This window comes from Pedobacter sp. MR2016-24 (genome assembly GCF_026239655.1).
In the GTDB taxonomy this organism is placed as follows: domain Bacteria; phylum Bacteroidota; class Bacteroidia; order Sphingobacteriales; family Sphingobacteriaceae; genus Pedobacter.
Genome location: NZ_JAPIVO010000003.1, coordinates 723,905 through 745,799, shown reverse-complemented (window position 1 = coordinate 745,799; position 21,895 = coordinate 723,905). Strand labels below are relative to the sequence as shown.

The 21,895-nt window shown below is 42.5% G+C and carries 20 protein-coding genes; 10 read left to right on the top strand and 10 right to left on the bottom strand.

The window, feature by feature from the left end:
- Positions 1 to 11 precede the first annotated feature (11 nt).
- From OQX62_RS11015 to OQX62_RS11005, 3 genes are all read right to left on the bottom strand, one after another.
- Positions 12 to 3,419 (bottom strand): SusC/RagA family TonB-linked outer membrane protein, encoded by a 3,408-nt coding sequence (locus tag OQX62_RS11015; protein ID WP_265831581.1) that lies wholly within the window; start codon positions 3,417 to 3,419, stop codon positions 12 to 14.
- Positions 3,420 to 3,574: 155 nt separating this feature from the next.
- A complete protein-coding gene (locus tag OQX62_RS11010; RefSeq protein ID WP_265831580.1) occupies positions 3,575 to 4,558 on the bottom strand; it encodes a FecR family protein in 984 nt (327 codons plus the stop codon).
- A gap of 132 nt (positions 4,559 to 4,690) precedes the next feature.
- Positions 4,691 to 5,272, bottom strand: a complete 582-nt coding sequence (locus tag OQX62_RS11005) for an RNA polymerase sigma-70 factor (protein ID WP_265831579.1) — start codon at positions 5,270 to 5,272, stop codon at positions 4,691 to 4,693.
- 252 nt (positions 5,273 to 5,524) lie between these two features.
- On the opposite strand from OQX62_RS11005, the gene OQX62_RS11000 reads away from it, so the two are divergent.
- Positions 5,525 to 6,268: a PIG-L deacetylase family protein gene (locus OQX62_RS11000; protein WP_265831578.1), complete on the top strand. Its 744-nt coding sequence runs from the start codon at positions 5,525 to 5,527 to the stop codon at positions 6,266 to 6,268.
- Positions 6,265 to 6,885 carry a class I SAM-dependent DNA methyltransferase gene (locus OQX62_RS10995; protein WP_265831577.1) on the top strand — a complete coding sequence of 207 codons (621 nt, stop codon included), beginning with the start codon at positions 6,265 to 6,267 and terminating at the stop codon, positions 6,883 to 6,885. The genes OQX62_RS11000 and OQX62_RS10995 overlap by 4 nt, the downstream gene beginning before the upstream one ends.
- Here OQX62_RS10995 and OQX62_RS10990 read toward each other — a convergent pair.
- The 3 genes from OQX62_RS10990 to OQX62_RS10980 are packed head-to-tail and all read right to left on the bottom strand — an operon-like array spanning position 6,836 to position 10,217.
- Positions 6,836 to 7,906 carry a glycosyltransferase family 4 protein gene (locus OQX62_RS10990; protein WP_265831576.1) on the bottom strand — a complete coding sequence of 357 codons (1,071 nt, stop codon included), beginning with the start codon at positions 7,904 to 7,906 and terminating at the stop codon, positions 6,836 to 6,838. The genes OQX62_RS10995 and OQX62_RS10990 overlap by 50 nt on opposite strands.
- A gap of 11 nt (positions 7,907 to 7,917) precedes the next feature.
- Positions 7,918 to 9,075: an acyl-CoA dehydrogenase family protein gene (locus OQX62_RS10985; protein ID WP_265831575.1), complete on the bottom strand. Its 1,158-nt coding sequence runs from the start codon at positions 9,073 to 9,075 to the stop codon at positions 7,918 to 7,920.
- Between the two features lie 11 nt (positions 9,076 to 9,086).
- Positions 9,087 to 10,217, bottom strand: a complete 1,131-nt coding sequence (locus OQX62_RS10980) for a glycosyltransferase (protein WP_265831574.1) — start codon at positions 10,215 to 10,217, stop codon at positions 9,087 to 9,089.
- A 104-nt stretch (positions 10,218 to 10,321) separates the two neighbouring features.
- Here OQX62_RS10980 and OQX62_RS10975 point away from each other — a divergent pair, with 104 nt between their 5' ends.
- Positions 10,322 to 11,410 (top strand): glycosyltransferase, encoded by a 1,089-nt coding sequence (locus OQX62_RS10975; protein WP_265831573.1) that lies wholly within the window; start codon positions 10,322 to 10,324, stop codon positions 11,408 to 11,410.
- Positions 11,411 to 11,425: 15 nt separating this feature from the next.
- On the opposite strand, the gene OQX62_RS10970 is transcribed toward OQX62_RS10975, so the two are convergent.
- Complete coding sequence (locus OQX62_RS10970; RefSeq protein ID WP_265831572.1) at positions 11,426 to 12,244, bottom strand: glycosyltransferase family 2 protein; 819 nt, start codon at positions 12,242 to 12,244, stop codon at positions 11,426 to 11,428.
- Positions 12,245 to 12,368: 124 nt separating this feature from the next.
- Between OQX62_RS10970 and OQX62_RS10965 the strand changes: the two genes are divergently transcribed.
- On the top strand, positions 12,369 to 12,755 hold the full coding sequence (locus OQX62_RS10965) for a hypothetical protein (RefSeq protein ID WP_265831571.1): 387 nt from the start codon (positions 12,369 to 12,371) through the stop codon (positions 12,753 to 12,755).
- A gap of 5 nt (positions 12,756 to 12,760) precedes the next feature.
- Here OQX62_RS10965 and OQX62_RS10960 read toward each other — a convergent pair whose 3' ends face one another.
- Both OQX62_RS10960 and OQX62_RS10955 read right to left on the bottom strand, forming a co-directional pair.
- Positions 12,761 to 12,931 carry a hypothetical protein gene (locus OQX62_RS10960; protein WP_265831570.1) on the bottom strand — a complete coding sequence of 57 codons (171 nt, stop codon included), beginning with the start codon at positions 12,929 to 12,931 and terminating at the stop codon, positions 12,761 to 12,763.
- Positions 12,932 to 12,940: 9 nt separating this feature from the next.
- Complete coding sequence (locus OQX62_RS10955; RefSeq protein WP_265831569.1) at positions 12,941 to 14,113, bottom strand: fatty acid desaturase family protein; 1,173 nt, start codon at positions 14,111 to 14,113, stop codon at positions 12,941 to 12,943.
- A 327-nt stretch (positions 14,114 to 14,440) separates the two neighbouring features.
- Between OQX62_RS10955 and OQX62_RS10950 the strand changes: the two genes are divergently transcribed.
- Positions 14,441 to 14,569: a hypothetical protein gene (locus tag OQX62_RS10950; RefSeq protein WP_265831568.1), complete on the top strand. Its 129-nt coding sequence runs from the start codon at positions 14,441 to 14,443 to the stop codon at positions 14,567 to 14,569.
- Here the strand turns inward: OQX62_RS10950 and OQX62_RS10945 are convergent.
- Positions 14,542 to 15,237, bottom strand: a complete 696-nt coding sequence (locus OQX62_RS10945) for a DUF2490 domain-containing protein (RefSeq protein ID WP_265831567.1) — start codon at positions 15,235 to 15,237, stop codon at positions 14,542 to 14,544. The genes OQX62_RS10950 and OQX62_RS10945 overlap by 28 nt on opposite strands.
- A 179-nt stretch (positions 15,238 to 15,416) precedes the next feature.
- Here OQX62_RS10945 and katG point away from each other — a divergent pair, with 179 nt between their 5' ends.
- The 5 genes from katG (at position 15,417) to OQX62_RS10920 (ending at position 21,867) form a co-directional block, all read left to right on the top strand.
- Entirely contained in the window at positions 15,417 to 17,690 is a 2,274-nt protein-coding gene (gene katG, locus OQX62_RS10940; RefSeq protein WP_265831566.1) for a catalase/peroxidase HPI, read from the top strand.
- Between the two features lie 247 nt (positions 17,691 to 17,937).
- Complete coding sequence (locus OQX62_RS10935; RefSeq protein ID WP_265831565.1) at positions 17,938 to 20,424, top strand: glycosyl hydrolase family 95 catalytic domain-containing protein; 2,487 nt, start codon at positions 17,938 to 17,940, stop codon at positions 20,422 to 20,424.
- Between the two features lie 170 nt (positions 20,425 to 20,594).
- Positions 20,595 to 20,765, top strand: a complete 171-nt coding sequence (locus OQX62_RS10930; RefSeq protein ID WP_265831564.1) for a hypothetical protein — start codon at positions 20,595 to 20,597, stop codon at positions 20,763 to 20,765.
- Positions 20,766 to 20,783: 18 nt separating this feature from the next.
- On the top strand, positions 20,784 to 20,978 hold the full coding sequence (locus tag OQX62_RS10925) for a hypothetical protein (RefSeq protein WP_265831563.1): 195 nt from the start codon (positions 20,784 to 20,786) through the stop codon (positions 20,976 to 20,978).
- Between the two features lie 172 nt (positions 20,979 to 21,150).
- On the top strand, positions 21,151 to 21,867 hold the full coding sequence (locus OQX62_RS10920; RefSeq protein WP_265831562.1) for a LytR/AlgR family response regulator transcription factor: 717 nt from the start codon (positions 21,151 to 21,153) through the stop codon (positions 21,865 to 21,867).
- Positions 21,868 to 21,895 lie beyond the last annotated feature (28 nt).

The following is a 21,895-nucleotide window of genomic DNA, read 5'->3' as shown; positions in this document are numbered from 1 at the left end:
TTGATTGATCTTTAAAATTGTGCTGTCATTCCTACAGATATTGTTCTTACATTGGGATAGGTTGTACCGTTACCGGTATTGATTTCTGCATCCCAGAGTTTAAATTTGCTGAGGGTAAACAGGTTATTTCCCATCATATAAATGCGTGCATTCCTCATACCTAATTTCTGGAAGGTAGATTTGGGCAGCGTATAACCCAGATCAGCAGTTTTTAGCCTGAGGAAACTCACATCTTTTATCCACCATGAACTGGTTTGGGTATTGTTCGAGTTTGCAGCATCACCGTAGGCAAGGCGTGGATAGAAAGCATCCTGATCCGGACTATCTGCTGTCCATCTGTCTGTTGCGATGGCAAAGGCATTACTGATACCGCCGTTAGTAGAAAATGGCTGAATGGCATTGCCCGAAATATAACGTTGTGCCTTGGCCGTACCCTGCATGAAAACACCCAGGTTAAAGTTTTTATAAGCAATATTAAATCCGAAACCATAAACGATAGCCGGAACATCGCCACGACCAATACGGGTAACGTCATACGCATTGATCTGTCCGTCACCGTTTAAATCGCGGTATTTAATATCTCCAGGCCTAACATTTTCTCTCACTCCCGGAACAGCACTGCTGGCAATTTCCTGATCGCTGGTAAACAAACCGTCAGCAATATATCCGTATTGTGCCAGTACGTTTGAACCTCTTCTGTCCATCCATGGGTAGGTTGATGGCGACTGATCATTTTCTATCACATTATCTTTGTTGTAAGTGAATGTTCCCCTGATGGATAAAGCAACGCGGCCAATGTTCATGTTGTTTTCCAGTGTTCCCTCAATACCCTTATTGTCTACAATACCAAGATTTCCAAAAGGAGCATTCACCAAACCTACGAAAGCAGGAATAGCACCCCTGCGCAGGAATATCCCTGTACGGTGTTCTTTAAAAAGGTCTACCGTAAGTGATAATTTGTCTTTTAAGGTTTTGATCTCAAAGCCCAGGTCTTGTTTATGTGATTTAGCCCAGGTAACGTTAACCGCATAATCACTAATGTTAATACCAGAGATTCCGGTTTGTTGGGTAGTACCATAGTTATAACCTGCAGCACCTTCGCTCAATACGTCGATATAGGCAAATCTTCTGCCGTCTAATACATCATCACCGGCATAGCCGTTGGTATAGCGGACTTTAAAGAAAGTAATTGCGTTTTTAAGTGGTTCAAAGAATTTCTCTCCCGAAAGCAGCCAGCCTATACCAAATGCAGGGAAGAATCCGTATCTCTTTTTAGGTGCAAAGTTTTCCGAACCGTTATAACCTACGTTAACCTCTGCAAAGTAGCGGTCGTTGTAGGAGTAGGTAGCTCTACCTGCAACACCTCTCAAACGGTAGGGGATGGAGGAAGTGAAATCACTAGCTGCTGCATTGGTACGGTCTTCCTGATTGTATAAGATTAATCCGCCTATTCTGTGTTTATTAAAGCTGCGGTCGTAATTTAAAGAGGTTTCAGTATAGTATTTTCTACCCTGAAAACTGCTGCCTTCAAATTTCAGGTAATTGCCATCGCCGGCAAAGGTTTGCACCAGGTTCAGGGTACCATCGGCATTATAGGGTTGCTCAGCACTAGGGAAGAAAGTAGGTTCCCTTTTCTTTCTGGTAATATTACGACTGCTCGTTACATCGACAGAGAACATGGTGGTCAGGCTCAATCCGTTTACCAGACTTCCCAGATCCTGTGTAAGCCTGATATTAGAAAAAATCTGGTTGTCAAACTCATTTCTGTATCCTCTGCGGGTCAGGTCTGCATAAGGGTTACGCTGATCGCCATTGGAACTGCGGCCAGGAATAAAATTGCCCGGATAGCTAACCGGAAATTCTACAGGCGGAACGGTCATGGCTTGCTGAAATATATCACCACTGGTGGTGGCCGGATAATTTCCATTAGAAATAAAGCCCTGGATACCTAAATCAAGTTTGGTACTTTTGGTGATGTCCAGGTTCAGGTTACTGGTAAAGTTATAACGTGAATATTTTATGGCCGAATTGTATTTCGCCAGATCATCTGTTTTCAATAAACCGCTTTCTTCCTGGTAGCCCGCAGAAACATAGTATTTGGCTAATTGTGCACCACCGTTAATGTTCACATTGGCATGTCGTATAGATCCGTATTTATTGAAAACTTCATCAAACCAGTCTACATTAGGGTAGAGCAGGGGATCAACATGATTAGCTGTTTTATTGATATAATCCTGAGCATATTTTGCAGGCATATCTCTTGTAGTTGTTGCTTCATTGACCAGGTTCATATAAGTGACTCCATCAGCCATCTCTGGAATTTTGGTAAACGAACCAGCACCTTCATAGTAGTTCACAGTAATAGAAGGTTTTTGTACTTTTCCTTTTTTGGTCTGGATCAGGATGACTCCGTTTGCTCCTCTAACACCGTATACTGCCGTGGCGGAAGCATCTTTTAGTACCGTAAAAGACTCAATGTCTTCCGGATCGATATTGTTGATCAGCGATGCACCACTTACACCGTCACCTCTGGTTACCCCATCAACCAAGATGAGCGGTCCCCTTGGTGAAAATGAAGCCATACCCCGGATCCAGATGTCGGCCTGTGTATTTCCGGGTTCACCGGATCTCTGTACGGCTACAACACCGGCAAGGCGACCAGCAAGCGAATTGGTTATGTTGCTTACGGGCTGTTTTAATTCGGACACACTAACTGTAGAGAGTGCACCAACTACACTTACTTTTCGCTGGGTACCAAAAGCAACTACCGCAACTTCTTTCAGTTCGTTTTCAGGATTAGGTTCCAGTTGTACGGTAATATTGTTTTGATCGCCCACAGTAAGTTTTTTAGTCTTATAACCTATATAAGTATACACCAATACATCGGCAGCATCGTTGATCTGGATTTCGTATTTACCATTCGCATCGGTAATTGCACCCCGGTTTGTGCCTTCAACTTTAACAGATACGCCCGGAATTCCCAAACCCTTTTCGTCAATTACTTTTCCGGTGAGGATACGTTGTACTGCTTTATTCAGCTGTTTCTTCTCTCCGTCATAACTGATCAGAATTTCATCGTCGATTGCACTATATTTAAAGGGAGTTGATTTTAGTACATCATCCAGGACCGTACCCAGTGCTGTGAGGTTTGCGCTGGCATTTACTTTGGTGCGACTTTTAATCACGGAGCCGTTATAAGTGAATTTTACCCCGGAAACTTTAGCAATTTCTTCCAGTGCATCACTAATAAAGATTCTTTTGATGTTTATGGTAATACGTTTTTTTAATATCTCCTGGCCATCTGCAGAACCTGCAACTACTGTTGCTGCAGTACTACAAAGTATGGCCAATATGTAGGTACTCAATCTCATAAAAAGCACTAGTTTGCCTCCCTTTTTAAGGGATACATTAATTTTCATATCTTTATTGGATTAAATGTTTAGGATTGCTTTTGCGACATCGGTACCACCCTCAATTCGCATCGGCGCTATTTTTTTATGCATTTGACAGACCTTCAATCTTTTCTGTTCAAGCAGTTGAGTTGAAGGTTTTTTTATAGAAAGTAGTCCTTATATCATCTACAGCCTCCTCCCTTAATTAAGTAGCTTTCGCCATGTTTAGTAACTGAGGCATTAACTACTATACCCATTTTTTTCAGGAACTTTTCGACGCTTTCATCTTTTTTTATCCTTCCGTAAAACAGACATTTATTTACTCCACCTTTGATATTGATTTTTATATTGAAATTCCTCCTGAGGTCTTCAGCAATCTCCGCCACATTTACATTAAAGTACTGGTATTCCCCATCTCTGCGTGCGAGAATAACTTCGGCATTATCAAACTGTACTTTACTGATCGCGGCCGCATCTCTGTTATAGATCGCCTTTTGGTTGGGTTCAAGTAAAACTGTGGATTGACCGGCACTGAATGTAACCTTTCCGCTGAGTAAGGCTACTTCTATATTTTTTTGCTCCTTATAGGCCTTGATGCTGAAGGATGTTCCCAGAACACGGGTGTTTGTTTTACTTGTATGTACAATAAAGGGATGCCTGGCATCTTTTGCAATATCAAAAAAGGCTTCTCCTTCAAAAGTGATTTCCCTAGTCTGTTCCTCAAACCTGTCCGGATAAGACATGCTGCTGCCGGGGCCCAGCCAAACGTTGGATCCGTCGGCCAGCCTGATGGATTTGTGTACACCATAAGCCGTGCTTACGGTCAGCTGTTTTGCCGGATTGAAAATCCTGCGGATAATGTTCGATTGACTAAAGAGGAAGATACCGGCAATCAGTACCGCAGCCGCTGCTATGTTAAGGTAGCTGAAATATCCCGGGGCTGAAGCAGCTTTTATTGAACCAGATTGTTCTTCATGGATTTGTTGCTTCAATTTACCAAACAGTTGTCGCTTGGCCGCATATTCTTCTTCAAGACTGCTAAAAGGCCAGTCGACCGGCATTTTACTGGTATTCCTATACCATTGATTTAACTGCTCTATTTCTTCAGCGGTAGCAAGACCGTCTACATATTTTTGAATTAAAGCTTCTATTTGATGTCTCTCCATTATTAATCTATGACTCGATTTATAATGAAGTAAGATAACTCAGCTAAAACCCTTGCTTGATTTAATAAAAATTGTAAATATTTTTTATTTCAGCGGAATAGGATCGGAAATCGTTCAAAAAATAAGCTGGAATTACTTTGGTAGTAATTTTATCAGCACGATGAAGAGTAACCCTTGTTCTTTTACACTTAAGCGAAGCGTTTTTAGTGCTTTAGTGAGGTGACCTTCGACTGTTTTTTCGGTAATCCGCATTTCCCTGGCGATTTCAGCATTGCTTAATCCTTTTTTACGACTGTAATTATATACAAGTCTTGATTTTTCGGGCAATTGTTCAACAATGCCATCAATATAGTCCTGTAAAAATTTAGCATTAATTTTATCTTCCAGTAAATCATTGCCCGAAACCACATAGTTGAGGTCCATAATTTCGGAATGACGCTTTTCCAGTTTGATCTGGTTGAAAATAGTAAACTTTACTGCCGTTGCCAGATAGGCATTTAAGGAATTAATATTGAGCTGATTTTTCCTTTTCCACAGACTGAAGAAAACTTCCTGTACAATGTCTTCAGCTGCGCATCTGTCCTTAGTATGGTTAAGTGCCATCCCCATTAAAATTTTCCAATATCGCTCATAAATCATGGAAAAAGCATTTTCATCTCCTTCAATAAGCAGATTCAGGAGCTCAATATCACTATATGTGGTGTATAAGGTCAAATTGGTTCAGGATTTCGTCACAAGTTAATCATAATTAGCAATTTCAGTCTAAACTTCTTGCTAAAAGGTATTAACAATTACTATTTCTATTTTTAAAATGATGGTTTGACTGGCCGGGCAGGATGATACGTGGGAATGGATATTATTTTTTGCTGATCAGCTCCGGCTGTTGGATCAGGTTTCAAATAGAATTTCATTATCCGAACATTTGACCCTTTTCTCTGTTCATGTATTTATTGCAATCAAATTCCTATGAACAATCAACTCCAGCACCTTTTAGAAAGCGCAACAACTATTAATACCGGCATTCTCCTGCAGATAGAAAACTGTCTGGTAATAGCGCCACACCCGGATGATGAGTCCTTAGGTTGTGGAGGATTGATTTCAAGCCTCAGGCAATCCGGAATAACTGTGGATGTGGTATTTACTACAGACGGTACGATGTCGCATCCCAATTCTCAGCATACAGATACATCCGGACGTTGTGCTCTGCGCGAAAAAGAAGCCACCAATGCACTCGAAGTTTTGGGTGTAGCAGATCAAAATGTTACTTTTTTAAGAGGAAAGGATAGTGCGCTGCCCGCTGAAGGTGAAGAAGGTTTTCCTGGTTTTGTAAATCAACTTGCGACTTTAATAGCGCGTATCAGGCCGGGGCTGGTTTTGGTTCCTTATGAATTTGACCCGCACAGAGACCACCGTGCCAGCTGGCAGATTACCATGAAAGCCCTGGCAGCCTATCCGGAGGTGGAGGTCTGGCAGTATTTAATCTGGTTATATACACTTGGTAAAGATCAGGATGTAGCTCCCCTGACCAATATTCCGGGTGGGATCCAGTACTTACCTGTTAATCAACACAGGGAGCTGAAGAAAAAAGCGATTGCACAACATCAATCCCAGTTAGATCTGCAGGTATTCGGTGATCCTGATGGATTTATTTTAAAAGATGAAGTGCTGCAAAACTTTTACGGAGAAAAGGAATTTTATATCAAACAATGAACAAGCAGATGAAAAACGATACCATAGATAAAAAGTACTTTGATGATATGTATTCCGTATCAAATGATCCCTGGAATTTTACCGGCAGTCCTTACGAACAGGAAAAGTATAACCATACCATCAGCGCGCTGAATGGGAAACAATTCAACAATGGGCTGGAGATTGGCTGCTCTATCGGCGTATTGACGAATTTACTCGCTGCACATTGTAGCGCAGTATTGGGAGTGGACATCAGTGAAAAACCAATTGCTGTAGCGAGAGAACGTATGATTGACCGTCAAGGTGTGCAGTTTGAAGTGCTGGATATTCCAAGGCAATACCCGGATGGAAAATTCGACCTGATTGTTGTAAGTGAAGTAGCTTATTACCTCAGTAGGGAAGATCTGGTTTTAACGAAAGAACTGATCCTGGATTCATTAACAGCAGGGGGGACGCTGTGCCTGGTGCACTGGCGTCCGCAGATTGAGGGTTGTGTATTTAACGGGGATGAGGTGAATGAATACTTTCTGGAAGATCCGGCGCTTGTTCAAACTTACCAGCATATTAATGAGGAATACAGAATTGACGTTATTGAAAAACAGGGAGCATTGCCGCAAACTGATCTTCATAGGCGATAAGCATTTTTTCTATCCCAAAGGACTGCTCAGCATGTGCTCTGCAGTCCGAACGGTTTTTAGCCATTGCCTGCTGAATCGCTGCAGCTAAAGCGGGAACATCACCCGGTGTGGCCAGTGATCCCGCCAGGTCGGTTACCAATTGCGGCAAAGCGCCTGTAGCAAAACCTGCAACGGGCGTCCCGCATGCCAGCGACTCTGCTACAACTAAACCAAAAGGTTCTTCCCAGACAGGCGTGATCAGGCTGACCAGGGCATTCCCTATCAGGCTATTCAAATCAGCATGGTTTTTATGTCCCACATAGGTTGCTGCACTATCCAGAAGAGGTTCAACCTGGGTTTTGAAATATTTTTCATCTGCTATCGTTCCGGCAATTTTAAGCGGTACACCTGCCAGTTTCGCTGCCTGGATAGCTAAATGTGTACCTTTATCCGGATGGATCCTTCCAAACCAGATTGCATAGTCACCTTCGGATGCAGGATTGTAGGTCCATTCTTCCATATCAATCCCATTTTCAATCACAATACAATTATTAGTAAACGAACTCCAGTTTTCTGCATTCCTGGCAGAAACAGTTGTGTAACTGATATTGCCCTGTTTCGCTTCCAGTTTCACCGCATTTTTTAACTCAAAAAATGGCGGCGTATGTAAAACCGTAAGCATAGGCGTCTTTAATAATCCTGCCATGGTGATTGGTACATAGTGGAGACTGTTATTAAAAATAATATCCAGTTCCATCGTATCAATGTGCTGCATCAGTTCCATGTAAGCGTGATGTTCTGCCATATATTCTGAGGAAAGGTTCGGACTTTTCTCCCGGTAACCTGTCGCGTCATTGTAATGGTCATCATTCAGGATCGGATGTACATTTAATGCTATATCTGATTTTGATGATGCAAAGAGTATAACTTCATGTCCCCTTTTTTGCAAACGCTTACAAATATCGAAAGTAAAAGCCTCCAGACCGCCATAGAATGGCGCCCGGATAGGATGTTTTAAATGTGCAATGATGCCTATTTTCATGAGGTGGTAGTTTATAATGATGCAGCCATCATTGAGGGTTCATCTATAGCGGGCTTTAAGCCCAGACAGGATTCAATAGGCTGATCGGTATGGATCAGGTAATTTGCTGCATTCTGTAAAGTAGCATCAGGGGCAGGCTGTCTCAGGTAGAAGGTAAGATCGCGGTGCCAGCGTTCTAAATCTCCCGGCGCCATTAAACCTTTGGCACCGACACATAGGGTAGATAGCTGGAGGACTTCGATACAAATGCCTTCAACGGTTAACCTGGTCATGTTTGCATAGGCGACCAGGCGTTCATTCAGGTCTGCCGTATATTTCCAGTCGTCAAAATTCTGACCAGCATTTTTGATCCATAGCTGACCTGAATGCAGGGCCATAGCCATTTTTCCAATTCTCATTTTTTGGAATGGATCTTCGAGACGGTTAAGGCTGCGGAGGAAATCAAGTGTTTTATTGTAAACGGATTCTGCCATGCCGAGTTGTACAGCTGCGAACCTGATTGCGCCGCCGAGGAAGTAAGGTGACTTCAGATAGTCTCCCGGCTGACCAAGCAAAGTGCTGTGGCCGACTTCAATTCCGGAGAAATCAATAGTATAACTGACAGAAGCCTTCATGCCCAGCGGTTCCCATGATTTGCGGTCTATCCTGAATTCTTCCACCTGTTGCATCGGTACAATCACCATCTGCCAGTCGGACGTACCCGAAAACTGATCAGTCTTTCCCCCGATTAATGCGAAGTCTACCAGGTCTGCACCTGAACAAAAGCCTTTTGCACCATTGATGATTACCTGTTCGGGCTTAACTTTAAAGGTGATCCCAACAGTACTATCTGTATTCCAGACACCAAAGAACTTTCTCTCCCTTCTTACCTGATCGTACCAGTATTCTTTTTGTGCTGCAGTGCCGTATAGGTGAATCAGGAACAGGGTGTTAATATGGCCCTCGTATATCCTTCCGATGGCGCCGTTACTTCTGCCAACATCTTTTAAGTGAGCCAGTAAGGCTGCAGTGTTGTCCTGCTCAAAATCAAGTGCTTCACCGGGTAAAACGATATCCAGCAGGCTGCTGTTTTTAATCAGGCGTATTTCTTCAGCTGGCATCCCGCCAGTTTGCTCCGTAAGTATGGCCAACTGGCTGAGCTGTTGGTAAATTGTTGAATAATCTGTCATTAAATAAATAATTATGCAGGTTGTTTAGCGTATAATAAATTTCTCAAATGGCCAATTGCCGCGTCAATATGTACTCCGGGATGCCGCTCTTCCCATTTCTGAGCTTTAAGGGCATGTTCTGTTTCTTCCCATAAAGCGCCAAAATAAGTTGCTGTGGTTATTTTGAGCTGCAGCCATTCTTCCTCCAGGAAAAGGTTGCCGGCGAGCTGGCGAAGCTGAAGGAGGTTGAGCTGCCGGTGCTGTATATAATTGGTAAAGATCTCTCTTAATTCTTTTTTCGCATTAAACTTAATAATGAGGGATCCTGCAGATTCTACAAAAATCTTTTTCCCTTCTTTATTCATCTTTGTCCATTCGTTCAGTTGTATAGAAAAACCGAAGTCCACTTTTCCGGTTTCGCGACTGGATGTGTACACCTTTACCCATGGCGAGCGCCTGATGCGTGCATCAATTCTGATCAGCGCCTTGCGGAAATTCTCATCCTCCAGAAATGGGAGTACAGGTAATCTGCCCGCTTTTTCATAGATACTGCATTTTACGGCGGTACTTGGACCAAAACACTGGAAATGTCTTGGCCAGGGGTCAAAAGGAGAGGGGTCTATTGAAGATTCCAGGTGGCTGACGAGGTAACGGTAGCCAATATCTTGTAAATGGTATTTGCGTGAAGGACTTTTGCTGTATTCGGAAATAATCCTGCCGCCTACTACATCACATCCCTGGTCAAATTCTGCAAAGATATAATGCAGCCAGCAGGCGTCCACTCTGGAATCTCCATCGGTAGAGATAATGATTCCATCAGGATTTTCCAGCAGCTGAAATCTTTGATAAGCTTCATCCATTAATAGCCTTCTTACCGTACCAATATGCGCTTCTTTCTTCTCCAGCTCAATCTCCGCAAGATGCAGGTTGAAGTCCGGATGTTCCAGCTGATATTTTCGGGCAAGCGCAAAAGAACGGTCCCTGCAGTTATTTGCCAGTAATAATACTTCATAAACATTATTGGCCATGGGCTGGCCAAAGGGATCTGTCTGCAGTCTTAATGCATCAAGCAGGTCATAAATATTAGCTTCCTCGTCCTTAACAGGTACTATAATGATAGCCCTAAGCGCTGGTACTGGAATACTGGTAAAGAGTGTCTGCATCTTGCTGTTTTTTATTGTAAACATGGTCAGCACTAAAATGTTTTTTGTATTAATTGAAGACGGCTGAACCAAAACAATAGGCGCTGCTATCAGTTATGATAATAATGGATAAACATACCCTCAGCACTCCACCCTATTTAGGATTCTATATACATCACCATGGTTCCGGCCATGTGATGAGGGCGATTACTATTGCCAGTTCCCTCACAGCTGATCACATCTGCTTTATAGGGAGTAATCTTCGGCCTTATCTGGATCAGATACCTGAACATATAGTGTGTATACACCTTCCTTTAGATCTTCCGGATGAGAATGACCATCAACCGAGAGCACATGCATTAAGTTTCCTGCACTACGCACCGCTTGGCATTGCAGGAATCAGGGAGCGTACAGCAGTTTTAACAGCAACCTTCAGAGAGTATTACCCTATGCTGCTGGTGGTAGATGTTTCAGTTGAGGTGACACTGCTGGCCCGTTTAAGCGGAATTCCTACGGTGGTGGTCAGGCAACATGGAATGAGAACCGATATACCTCATTTGGATGCTTATGAGAGTGCAGAATTGCTGATCGCACCTTATGCTGAAACATTTGCGCTAACAGATGAGGAAGAATGGATTAAGGAAAAAACAGTTTATGCAGGAGGCTTTTCCAAGTATAGCGACAATAAGACCGTAAGCAATGAACAGGAGCAGCCCGGGCATATTGCCATTTTAGTAGGTCAGGGCGGTACATCTCTTGATACTGAATTTATTCATCATCTTGCCACTGCCTGTGAGAATTATATTTTCCATATCATGGGAAGCAGTGCAAACCATTCAATGCTGTTGAAACATAATTTGACAGTACATGGTCAGCTGAAGGATCCGAAAGCAGTGCTGGATCAATGCCAGGTAGTGATTGGTAATGCAGGTCACAATACTGTGATGGAAATGGCCGACTTAAATAAGCGATTTATCTGTATCCCGGAAGACAGGCCTTTTGATGAGCAATTGCAAAAGGCAGATTTGCTGGCGGTAAAAGGATGTGCAAGAGTGATCTATCCGGGCGACCTATTTGCTGTGAACTGGCCTGATGAACTGGAAAATGCATGTTCAAGATTACCCAACTGGGATGGGATGATTAATCCTGATGCGCTGCAGCACATTGCCCATGCGATCAAAAACACGATGAACCAGGTATTTATCACTAATTAATCCTCAGGAATAGTATTATTTGAGGTATTGCCCGATAACCGATTTTTCTGGATACGCTAAAATGTTTATTTCATCATTGCTCCGGGAGATATAACCCAGCTGTACAAATTTGTTCAGCCAGCCTTCCATGGGCCATAGCTTCCATTTTTTATAAAATGTCTGTGCATTATTGACGATGTCTTCCAGGTGATTTAGTGGCGGATCATAACTGGCATGTGGCTGATGATAAGCCATGGCGTTTACCAGTCCAAGTGGTATTCCCTGAGCTCTGGCCGTGAATGCAAAGTCCGTGTCTTCCGCGCCGTATCCCTTGTAGCTTTCGTCAAAACCGCCGATTTTCCTGAACACGGTTTTGGTGCAGGCGAAGTTGAGCGACCAGAACAATTCATAAGGCAGCGCGTCTAATTTCCCTCTTATAGGATCGCACATACTTTTAACTTCCAGATCGGCGACATTCAGTGCGGCTGAAAAGTCCGGTGTCAGGTAACGCACCTGTCCGGACCATAACTGGTCTGTGCGACTAAATGCCTCAGCATATACATTGATAAGATTGGGCGCCGGGATACAGTCTACGTCCAGGAAAATGCAATGTTCCACACGGCTCTCTGCCAAAGCGAGATTGCGTGCGCTGGCCAGCGGCAATTTTGCAGGATCATAATGACTGATAGTGCGGATTGGGAAAGGAGATGGGGGCAGGGCATAGGTGTCCTCATTCATGTGCACTATAATTAACTCTGCGGGAAGGGGTTCATTTAAAGCCAGCCCCTTAATCAGGTTCATCAACGCTGTTTTGCGGCCGCTGACAACAGTAAGGACAGCTATTTTTATATTCATATCTGATTAAACGCTGAGCAACTGAAATAGTTTAAGCTATGCATGTGAATAAAAATTAACTTTGAAATTCAATCTTCATTTAATGACAGCAGTTAGAATTTTATGCATCGGGATAGCTTTTTTAATGTCAGCTTGTGCAACCAAGGAAGCGAAACGCGATCAGATCAAAACGCTGTATCATTCCGTAAATAAAAGTGATACTGCACAGCTGAACATTGTACTGAATGATAAGGAGTTTTATGGTCAGTATGAAATTAACTATGGCGGACTTTACAAAGATTCCGGGGATGTGAACGGAGTGCTTAAAGGAGATACCTTAAAGGGTACCTATCGTTATCAGCATTATGGCACTGAAGCGTGGCATAGAATTCCAATCGCTCTGCTCAAAAAAGACGACAAATTAATTATGGGGATTGGCGTGATGGAAATTTATATGAATATGACCTTTTTTAAGAAAACAGTTCCGATAGATTATCAAAATGCGAAGTTTGTATTTGAACAGACGCATTAATGCCTTCACTGAGCTGTGGTCAATTCCAGCTCATCTAATGTACCTTTGGTCTTTTTGAGTTCCATAATTTGCTTTTTGAGCTGTTCAAATGCCTGCTGATCTTTATCCTTCCATTCAGATTTAGCCGAATCGTAGCGGATATCATCAACAGTAAGCTGATCGGCATAAACCTCCACTTTGCAATTTTATCTGCGCAGAGCGGTTAAGGCATGGGGACCGGGTGCCGGCAGGACAGTCACAGGACTTACAGCAGGGCGGGACAATTTTTCCTGTTTATTTTCTGCATATTTTCCAAACCTTTTCAGCATGGTCAGGTGCGAACGCAATGCAGCGGTAAAGGTTTTACTTTCGATATAAGGAAGATTGTGTGCTAAGGCTGTAGCTTTCACAATTTTGGAAATTGCTCCATAGTGAATGTGGCAGACCTTCGGGAAGAGGTGATGCTCAATTTGACGGTTAAGTCCCCCTAAAAAGAATGCTGCTATTCTATTATTTGTGGCAAAGTTGGCCGTGGTATGCATCTGATGTTCTGCCCACACTTCTTCTATGGTACCCTGCTCATTTGGTTTTGGGAATTTAGTGCCTTCCACGACATGGGCAAGTTGAAAAACAAGTCCCATGGTTAATCCCTGGGCAAAATGCAGCACCAGAAATCCGGCTATGAACTGTATCCATGAAATGTCAAGTAATACCAGCGGCAGTACAATAAACAGCACATAGTATATCAGTTTATAAAAGAACAGGTTGAAATACTCTATTCCAGGATGTTTTACTGTATGTTCTCCGATTTTAGACTGAAAGAATTTCTTGAAATCTTTTCTGAATACCCATGAAAGTGAGGCCAGGCTGTACAACGGAAGCGCATACCAGTGCTGATATCTTTGAATGGCATTGACTTCCTCTTCATCGGTTATGCGGATGAGTCCTGGCGCCACTTCTATATCTTCATCATGGTCGGGGATGTTAGTATAGGTATGGTGTACTATATTATGCGTAATATTCCATACATATGGATTTGCACCGACCAGGTTGAAGGTAAAACTGAATAACTTATTGATCTTTTTATTACCGGAAAGGGATCCGTGAATGGCATCATGACAAATGTTGAAACCTACAAATGCACAAAACATACCCAGCAGCGCAGTAAGTAGTAACATGACAAGGGGGCTGACTGTTCCTGAGATGATCAGCAGGTATAAACCGGCAAAACCAACCAGGAAAAATATAGTTTTTATCCACATCTGGCCATTTGCATGGCGGCTGAGCTTGTTGAGCCGGAAATACTCATCTACTCTGCTTCTCAGGGTTGCGTAAAAAAAAGACTGGGTGGGATTTGCAAATTTGATTTTTTTGGACATAGAATGTTATTGACCCTGGCAGCGGCGGGAATAATTATTGGAATTAAATTATAAGGAGTCTTGTTTTCGCTCTTCAACCTGGTTTTTGGATAACAGGTTTCTCATTAAAAGGACAATCACAAAAACAGCTAAAAAGACAATCATCATTTCGGACAGGCCGAATTTGAATCCAAACATAACAAAGGCAAAGTTCATAGTTGCTGGGGAATAAATGAGGTGAAATATTTTACAGCGATCTTGTTTTGCTGTTGTTGGTAGGTTGGGTTAAATACTATTCTTTCTATAACCAATAATGGTGCCCCGAATTAGTGGTTCAGGAATTAATATGTGAAGGACAAAAATTCCCGGTCCTATTTTCACACCCGGGCCGGGAAATTGCTGGCAGGACAGAACTTTCTGGAGCTGACGGAAAAGGCGGTAAATGGAAGTCAGAAACTGGTGGTGATCATGAATTGAAAAATATTAGTATTCACATCACCATCCTCTTCTCTCTGCAGCCATCGCATATATCCCGTTTCCATATCTATATGTTTATTGTATCTGTAGCCGAAGGCTGCATAAGGCCTGTTTTGATCCAGTAAGCTGCTGTTGACTCTTTCCTTATGCTGAACGTTAAGAAAAATCTCATCCTGAATTTTAGCATATAGCCCTTTAGAGAAATCAGCATTGGCTAACAGGGGAATCTGGACACTGATAAATGCACGTAAGCGTTGCGAAAACTCAGATTTTTCTTCCTTCACAAAACGTTGCTCTAAGCGGCCCCGTAAATTGAACTCCATTCTTTCTGTTTCAAAATTGTAGGTGTATTGTTCATACACACGGTGTTCTAAAGTATGTAACTTTTCGTTTTCTTCTTTTTCCCAGTCATTTTTATTGGCATAACCCAGTGCTATTGCCTGTTTTTTATTGAAATTATAATTAACCGCAGTTCTCCATAAGCGCGTGTTTAAAGCCGTGAACTGGTCGCCCGTTCTCCACTGTACATCGGCCAGTACATCGAATTTGCTGCTTACTTTTTGGGTATGTGATAAAAACAGCCAGCCGCTATGCTGCGTTTGCTGTGCCATCACAGGTGTGATAAAAACGAGGGAAATAAACAGGAGGTACAGGTTTAATTTTTGCATATGTTGTTACCTTAACCCCTTTAGCGTGTATTATGTTTAATTTATTGTTCGGTCTTCATTATAGATGCTAACTATTTAACATAGATATAATTGATTGTGATTAGTGAATTCAATACCATAAATTTATATTGATTTACAATCACCAGGCACGTCGTTAATCAATATATAAACATATAAAAATGGAAAAAGAATCAAATGACATCAGTAAATGCCCATTTCATAATGGCAGCATGAAACATAATGTTGGCGGTGGCGGTACCCGTAATAATGACTGGTGGCCAAACCAGTTAAAGTTGAATATCCTGCGTCAGCATTCCTCTTTATCAAATCCAATGGGCGAAGACTTTAATTATGCTGGTGCCTTTAACAGCCTGGATCTGGAAGCGGTAAAAAGAGATCTTCATGCACTGATGACTGACTCGCAGGAGTGGTGGCCGGCCGATTTTGGTCACTATGGTGGTTTATTCATCCGGATGGCATGGCATAGTGCAGGAACCTACCGCGTAGGGGATGGACGTGGTGGTGCTGGTGCCGGACTGCAGCGTTTTGCTCCGCTTAACAGCTGGCCTGACAATGTGAGCCTCGATAAAGCGCGTCGTTTGCTCTGGCCGATTAAACAAAAATATGGCAATAATATTTCATGGGCCGATCTGATGATCCTTACCGGTAATATCGCATTGGAGTCAATGGGTTTCAAAACTTTTGGTTTTGCCGGCGGGCGTGAAGATGTATGGGAAGCAGATGAATCTGTTTACTGGGGTGCTGAAACTACCTGGCTGGGTGGCGATTTGCGTTATGCACATGGTTCACCTGGTGTAAATGGAGGAGGCGTACTGGTGTCTGATGATGACGCTGATGGTGATATTCACTCCCGCAACCTCGAAAAACCACTCGCAGCCGTGCAAATGGGATTGATCTACGTGAATCCTGAAGGTCCTGATGGGAATCCGGATCCTTTGCTGGCAGCGAAAGATATCCGTGATACTTTCGGAAGGATGGCTATGAACGATGAAGAAACCGTTGCTTTAATAGCCGGAGGACACAGTTTTGGAAAGACCCATGGTGCTGCTTCTTCAGATCACGTAGGCAAGGAGCCGGAAGCAGTAGATGTAGAAATGCAGGGCTTAGGCTGGAACAACAGTTATGGTTCTGGTAAAGGTCCGGATACCATTACCAGCGGACTGGAAGTAACCTGGACTAAAACGCCGACGCAGTGGAGCAATAATTTCTTTGAAAACCTGTTCGGCTTTGAATGGGAACTCAGTAAAAGTCCGGCAGGAGCGCAACAGTGGGTGGCAAAAGATGCTGAAGCTATTATTCCTGATGCCTATGACAGTGCAAAAAAACATTTGCCTACTATGTTGACTACCGACCTTGCTTTGAGGTTTGATCCTGCATATGAAAAAGTATCAAGACGCTTTTTTGAAAATCCGGATGAGTTTGCCGATGCTTTTGCGCGTGCCTGGTTTAAACTAACGCATCGCGATATGGGACCTCTTGCACGTTATCTTGGTCCGGATATCCCACAGGAAGAACTGATCTGGCAGGATCCTATTCCTGCAGTTGATCATGTACTGATTAATGAAAATGATATTGCTTTACTGAAAGCTAAAGTATTGGAATCAGGACTGAGCATTGCTGAACTTGTTGCTACCGGCTGGGCTTCCGCTTCTACTTTCCGTGGTTCGGACAAACGTGGTGGTGCCAATGGTGCGCGAATTCGCCTTGCGCCGCAGAAACATTGGGAGGTGAATAACCCGATACAGTTGCAAAAAGTATTGAACACACTGGAAAAAATTCAGCAAGAATTTAATAATGCAGAAGAAACTGGTAAAAAGGTTTCGCTTGCAGATTTAATTGTGCTGGCTGGTAATGCGGCAGTAGAACAAGCTGCATCAGCTGCGGGACAGGTGATCACAGTGCCTTTTACACCCGGCCGTATGGATGCAGCACAGGAGCAGACGGATGAGGAATCATTCAGCTACCTGGAGCCTGCTGCAGATGGTTTCCGAAACTACCGCAAATCAAAAATCCCGGTGTCTACAGAAGAGTTGCTGATAGACAAGGCCAATTTGCTTACCCTCACTGCGCCTGAACTGACTGTGTTATTAGGCGGATTGCGTGTGTTGAATACCAATTTTGATGAGTCTAAACATGGCCTTTTCACCACAAGACCGGGGGTACTCAGTAATGATTTCTTTGTGAACCTTCTGGATATGAATATTGCCTGGAAAGCAGTATCTGAAGATAAAGAAGTTTATCTGGGCAGTGACCGCGCTACTGGTGAAATAAAATGGACTGGTACCCGTGCAGATCTGGTTTTCGGATCAAACTCGGAGTTAAGAGCTGTTGCCGAAATTTATGCAAGCGCAGGATCTCAGGACAAATTCACTAAAGACTTTGTGGCTGCCTGGAGTAAGGTAATGAACCTGGACAGGTTTGATTTAAAGTAATTTCAATGCACCTATCGGGTGCTGATTCTTATACAATTAAAAAGGCTTCTGAATTTCTCAGAAGCCTTTTGCATTTATAATGATTTTGTCAGTCATCTGAACCTAATGTGTCGTCTTAGTAGGCGTCTATCAAAGGAGAATTGATAAAAAAGGAATAGTTCATTGAATTCATACAATCGTCCATTGCCAGAACGGGCAATTTCAGTGTACTTAGCTCTTATACCAAATAAAAACGATACCAATCAATATGCTTCGAATTTTAATCTCCTTAATGCTGCTTTTCCAGAGTATTCTACTAAGAGCGCAGGAAGTTTTGCCTTTAAATGCTGTTAAATTAGCAAAAAAACATAGTATCAAATATCCTAAACCCGCTACTGATTTTTTTGAAGGTGCATTATTAGGTAACGGTGCGATGGGAGCAGTGGTTACGACAAGACCTGATGCAATAGTGATCAGGTTTGGGCATAACAATGTCTGGGATATCAGGATAGCGGAAAAAAACCGTGAAGCATTAGGTACTTTTAAATCAGTATTTGATAAGGTAGATCAGATTCCAGCTGAGCTGGCCAATTTAACGGATGACGAATGGTATAACAAATACAATAGGATGTCGGCAGAAAATTATGCTAAGCCTTATCCACGACCTTTTCCCTGCGGATCGGTACTGTTGGGATTTGATCGCCGGAAAATGCAGTTAATTGGTCATGAACTTGACATCTCTAATGGGCTTTGCAGGGTTGAACTATTAACCGCTGATAAAAAACGCCTGTTCCTGTCCATTTTCACAGCTATGTCAGACGACAGGCTATGGATGGAGCTGTTGGATGAGAAAGGTAGCCCCCACGCCAACCTCTTTAACCGGATTAAAATTATTCCGGATCCCTCAACGCCACAGGAATTTCCTGCTTATCAATCTGTAGAAAACCTGCGCGGGGGTTCAATGGAGTTCCGGCAGGTGTTACCTCAACAGGAATCCGGGCAGGTGACAAAAGATCGAAGCCATTCAAAAGATAAAGCATTCAGCTTAAGTGTATCTACAAATCAGGTGTTATCCAAAAAAAAGCGAATGAGCTGGAACGGGAACCCTGAAAATATGAGCCTGCTGGAAGCGGCACTGGATGAAAGCCATCCTTTTTTAGCTTGTGTTTCCCTGAAAGAGGGGGGCGACGTTAAGCTTGATGCAGCAACTGCGGTAAGTCAGGCAATCTCACACGCACAACTCAAGGCTGCATTTGACAGGAATGTTCTTTCATGGAATGCCTATTGGAATAGGTCGGCCGTCCAATTGGGGGACAAATTCCTTGAAAAGATATGGTATACAAATCTTTATTTTTTCAACTGTGCCACCAGACCGGAGGCTACCTGTCCCGGCCTGTTTGCGAACTGGAGTTATAATCAAATCGGTACCGCCTGGCATGGCGATTACCATATGAATTACAATACTCAGCAGCCTTTCTGGCTTTGTTTTTCCAGTAACCATCTGGAAAAGAATTTAGCTTATGTGAATCTGGTTGAATCCCTTATGCCTGTCAGCCGTAAATGGGCTAAAGAATATTATGAACTGCCTGGTGCTTATTTTCCGCATTCTGCTTATCCGGTGGAGATGAGTATGAATCCCTATCCTATACCTGACTGGGGCTGGGAGGTAAGTGAAACACCCTGGGCGGTGCAGGGATTATGGTGGCAGTATTTGTATTCCGGTGATCAGGACTTCCTTAGGAAAAGAGCTTATGAACCCATTAAAGCAGCAGTTGAATTTCTGGTGGCCTATATGCAGCGCCCCGAAAGTCATAGTGATAAACGATGGAAAGATGATAAATACCATATTTTTCCCAGTGTACCGCCAGAACTTTACGGACTCAGACCGGGCTTTAAATATAACTATGACGGTGCTGTGGATCTGAGCTTAACTAAATTTATTTTCAAAGCATTTAAACAGGCTGTTAAAGTATTGGGGAGCGCTGCTGCGGATAAAAAACTGGTAGATGCTATTGATGAAATCTTTTCTGCCTATCCGGCATATCCAACTGCAAATAGTGAAAAATATGGTACCGTGCTGGTTTCCGTGCCAGAAGAGCATGACCAGGTTGTTTACAATGTACCCGGTGCATTGTTTACGGTGTTCCCCGGAGAAGATTTTGGTCTGCATAGTGATAAAAAAACAATAGAAATGCTAACCGGCACCTACCAGAATCAGCAAAATGAAGGCGGTAATGATCTGGTCTTTATGAACCTGCAGGCAGCAAGAATAGGTCAGCTTGACCTTGAACAGTTTAAAAGGCAGATCAATTATTGTTTGTTGCCTAACGGAACCGCCACAGATATGGTGATGCAGACAGGAGGTCGTTATGGAGACCAGACCGACTTTGCCTATATGTCTAAAATGGGTATCTGGTTTGAGAATTTCGCCCTGCCGGCGGTCATCAATGAATGTCTGTTGCAAGGTTATAATGGCACTTTAAGCGTATTTCCCAACTGGCCGAAAGACAAAGATGCTGCTTTTAATAATCTTCGCTGCGCAGGAGCATTTTTGGTTAGTGCTGCACAACAGAAAGGAGAGGTGATGGAAATTAAAGTGCTCAGTGAAAAAGGTCAGGATCTGCACATCATCTTACCATGGGACCATAGTTATGTAATCACTGGCAAAGGAAAGAAGGAACTCAACGGGAGGGATTTCCGTATCAAAACCAAGCCGGGAGAAATACTGCGTTTTATTTCATCTGCTGTTCGGTAATATGGTTTCACTAAGTCGTCATGAATTTACGCTATATCGTTATCGTATTTTTTGATAATTCGTACAACTACCTGATTTTTAATTGGTTATTATTTGGACGGTTTTTTGGATATACTGCTATAAAGGCGATAAACCCAGCCTCAATTGCTTCACCTTAAACTCTTTGTGGAATGACAAATCATAACCTGAATGAAAATCTGAAAATGCTGCCTCAGGCAAGACATGTATTCAGAGCGGACGAAATTAGCAAAATAAGGTTCCTGGTGAGCCAGATCGCGAAGGACATAAAATTCCTCAATACAGAGCTGATCAGGCTCTCTGAAAAGTTAAAAAGAAACTAGAATAATAAATTATAATATATGAGAAATCCAGAAGACAACCAGGAAGTAGATGATGCACAAAATGCAGAGGCTGAAGATCAGCAAAGCCAGAAAGATATTCATTCCAATGGATATGATATTACACCAGAAATTCTTGAAAACAGGCAGGAAGATATAGATATGCTCAATCAGGCATATGAAGCTTCAGGATCTTCTTATACACTTGGGGAATAGGGTGGTATTTAGCCGAAGCTAACGGATAATTCATTCGTAAATTAACGAAATAAAGTAATTTTTGAAGGTGTTTTTGTCTGTTAATTTGTTGTTTTATAGGTGATTATGTAAAGGTATTATTGTTGCGTAAAAGTTGTCAATAGTGTAATTAGTCATACTTACCTGCGACTCAATGATATCGAACGGACAAAAAATAAGCTGCATCATTGTTGATGATAATCCAATAGCACGGGAGAGCATGGTGATGCTTGCCAGCCAGATTGATGATCTTGATGTGGTAAAGGTATGTGAAAATGCATTTCTCGCTTATAACTATTTGCAGCACAACGATGTTGATCTGATCTTGCTGGATATTGAGATGCCGGAAATGACTGGTATTGAACTGACTAAAAACCTCAGCGGGAAAAAAAATCTCATTATATATACCACTTCAAACAAGGATTATGCTATTGAAGCTTTTGATCTTAATGTATCGGATTACCTTGTTAAACCATTTTCTTCACAACGTTTTTTGAAAGCTATTGATAAGGCCAGAGAGACCTTATCCGGTAAAGCCGAAGAAAGAGAAATAACTAATGATGAATTTATCTTTGTAAGAGATAGCAGTATAGTACGCCGTCTCCGTATCAACGATATTCTGTTTGCGGAGGCTATGGGTGATTTCGTAAAATTCCACACCGGTGATAAACTTTTTGTTATTCATACCAGGTTAAAATCTGTTGAAGAGCGGCTTCCGAAAAGCAAATTTATCCGCATCCATCGCTCTTACATTGTTTCCCTGCAGCATATTGATACACTACAGGAAGGCGGGATGGTAATTCAGGGTAATTTTCTGCCAATTGCAGACAGCTACAGAAAAAATCTACATCGGGTAATCAACGTTATTTAAAATAAAATCTAATCAGCACCACTCTCCG